We start from the raw sequence: 2,668 nt of genomic DNA, 5'->3' as shown, positions 1-2,668 counted from the left end.
CTACCGAAGTATGGTGCTGGTTTATTAGCACTGTTTTATGGGGATCCCTCAGCGCAAATGGCAGGTTCATTGGTTTCGGCACGGATGCCGAATCCGCGCGAATAGCCGCAATAGAATTAAACCGTATCCACTCAGAGCTGAAAGTTGACCAGGCCATGGCGCTGGTGAATTTACGTGCCAAAAAAGATAGTAAACATACCTCAGCTACGCTGAAAGAATGGATTGAGCGTTATTCCGTGGTTCTTCAGCGGAGAGTGGAAAGAGGAGAGATTAGGCCGAGAACGCGTCAGGGTAGAATGCAGGATGCGAAGGTTCTACTGGCAAGACTCCCAACCTCAGCCCTTACGGAGATCTCTTCCATGGAGATATCGGCCATTCTCGCCGAGTACATAGACGACGATAAGATAAGGCGTGCTAAGGGGCTTCGTGAGTCATGGATCGACCTGTATAGAGAGGCGCAATACGACGGCAAAGTTCCGCATGGCTGCAACCCTGCAGAAGCCACCCGTAAGCCCATTGCTAAGGTTAAGCGCCGGCGTCTTTCATTGGATGAATGGAGGCAGATCTATGATATGGCCGATGCCCATTATATTAAGTCTGCGATGCTGCTGGCGTTAATCACCGGTCAGCGACCTGGCGATATCGTCAACATGAAATTCACCGATATTAAAGACGATCTTCTATACATAAAACAGAGCAAAACCGGTGCAAAAATCGCAATACCATTAGAGTTAAGATGCGTGGAAATTGACATGAATTTGCGTGAAGCTGTCGCCATCTGCAGGGATAGGGTGTTAAGCAAGTACCTTATCCATCACACAAAAACGGTGGCTAAAATCAAGGCTGGTGACCCTGTAACTGTTCATAGTCTCGGTCGAAAGTTCGCCAAGGCTAGAGACTTGGCCGGGATAGCCGCAGATGACGAACGCGAATTACCGACATTCTATGAGCAGCGATCCCTTTCCGGGCGTCTCTATAAGGCCCATGGTCTGGATGTTCAAATGTTGTGGGGTCACAAAACTGAGAAAATGTCGGAGCTGTATCTGGATGATCGCGCCGACAATTGGCAGGTAATTTCTCTATGATTTTGGTGGGATGTTTTGGGGATATTTTGGAGGGTGAAAATATCCCTAAATTAATCATAGGGTTATTAAAATGAACGCCTGGCCACCAGCCAGGCGCCGATAACCAGCATCACCGCCCCGCAGAGCGGGCCAAACAGCGCGCGTAGCGGGACGTGGTGCGCGCGAATCAGATCTATCACTAAGCCCCCAACCAGCTGGCTGGCAATCAATACCGCAATCGTGGTTGCCGCCCCGACGTTCTGATAGCCGCTGATGCTGGCAAAGACAAAGAACGAGCCCAGCAGACCGGGAATAAGCGTCCACCACTTTACGCTGACCGCCAGCTCCTGAAACCCCGCCGCGCCGTGCTTAAGCAGCAGTATTGTCACGAAAATCACGATGCCGACCAGCGAGTTAAGCAGCATGGCGATCAGGATGGTCGATGCGGACTGGGTAATGCGCACCATCAGCGTGTTTTGCAGCACCAGCCCGACGCCAGCGGCGATTAAACAGGCCAGGGTCAGCGTTTGATTCATGCGCTGCCGTCCGGATCGCGGCGATCGTCAAGCTGCAGCTGCATAAAGGTCAGATCCAGCCAGCGGCCAAATTTCGTGCCGACCTGCGGCATCTGCCCGGTGGTGATAAAGCCCAGCGTTTCATGCAGATGCAATGAAGTCTCGTTTTGCGCTTCAATGCCGGCGACCATGACGTGTTTATTCAGCCGTTTCGCCTCGGCGATAAGGGCGACGAGCAGGCTGCGGCCCAGCCCTTTCCCCTGATGATCGGGGTGGACATAGACGGAATGTTCGACGGTGTGGCGAAAGCCGTCAAAGGCGCGCCAGTCGCCGAAGGAGGAGTAACCGGTAATCACCCCGTTTTCTTCGCTCACCAGCACGGGATAACCGGCTATCTGCCGGGCTTCGAACCAGGCAATACGGTTGTCGGTATCGACGGTTTTGTCGTTCCAGATGGCGGCAGTATGGACGACCGCGTGGTTGTAGATTTCAGCGATTGCCGCGCAATCGTCTTTGCTGGCATGGCGGATGCTCATGGTAACCCTCAGGCTTGTACACTATAGTGGTACGATATTATTACAATAATGTACGCAAGGCTGTCATCTGTTTTAGCCATAAATTTTTCCTCTGGCCGGCCGGGTCCGTTGTGTGCGATGACTGCGCGACCCTGGCTTGCCTTCGCAGAAACATCATTCGTATTTATATTTCATGATTGGAGGATTTATTAAATATATTACTGTTAATCTGCCGTCATATTTTACATTTTTATTTACCGGATTTGGATTTTCCTGACATGCAGAAAAGAAATTACTTTTATCATAACTCCTTGATTATATTGGTGATGATGTAAATCATTGTGATGGCAGTCCGCTTTTTATTTTCACCCAATAGAACTAGTCTAATCCCTGAAGATATATTTCGGTTAAGCAGAGTGCATGTCGAGAAGTTATTCAATGTGGCTCTGTTGGATTTTATATAACGATATTCTGTTTACACTATTATGCGTATTTATACGCAGGGAATGATTTTGCTAAGGAAGGTGCGAACAAGTTCCTGATATGAGATCATCATATTCATCCGGAGCGCATC

At 49.9% G+C, this 2,668-nt stretch carries 3 protein-coding genes; 1 reads left to right on the top strand and 2 read right to left on the bottom strand.

The window, feature by feature from the left end; translation table 11 throughout:
- A partial coding sequence (locus tag SIK97_RS00895) for a tyrosine-type recombinase/integrase (RefSeq protein WP_319610912.1) occupies nucleotides 1-1,085 on the top strand: 1,085 nt, incomplete at its 5' end.
- A 65-nt stretch (nucleotides 1,086-1,150) separates the two neighbouring features.
- Here the strand turns inward: SIK97_RS00895 and SIK97_RS00890 are convergent.
- Entirely contained in the window at nucleotides 1,151-1,600 is a 450-nt protein-coding gene (locus tag SIK97_RS00890) for a DMT family transporter (RefSeq protein ID WP_057174141.1), read from the bottom strand.
- The gene (locus tag SIK97_RS00885; RefSeq protein ID WP_048263603.1) at nucleotides 1,597-2,115 is read right to left on the bottom strand and encodes a GNAT family N-acetyltransferase; all 519 of its coding nucleotides are present in this window, start codon (nucleotides 2,113-2,115) and stop codon (nucleotides 1,597-1,599) included. The genes SIK97_RS00890 and SIK97_RS00885 overlap by 4 nt, the downstream gene beginning before the upstream one ends.
- Nucleotides 2,116-2,668 lie beyond the last annotated feature (553 nt).

Origin of the sequence: Klebsiella sp. JN_Kp126 (assembly GCF_033843325.1) — a bacterium.
GTDB classification, from domain to species: Bacteria; Pseudomonadota; Gammaproteobacteria; order Enterobacterales; family Enterobacteriaceae; genus Klebsiella; species Klebsiella michiganensis.
The sequence above is the reverse complement of the archived record's forward strand: the minus strand, read 5'-3'. Positions and strand labels throughout refer to the sequence as shown.

Excerpts from the sequence above, each read along its gene's own strand:
- SIK97_RS00890 (WP_057174141.1), bottom strand. The coding sequence starts at position 1,600 with ATGAATCAAACGCTGACCCTGGCCTGTTTAATCGCCGCTGGCGTCGGG.
- SIK97_RS00885 (WP_048263603.1), bottom strand. The coding sequence starts at position 2,115 with ATGAGCATCCGCCATGCCAGCAAAGACGATTGCGCGGCAATCGCTGAA.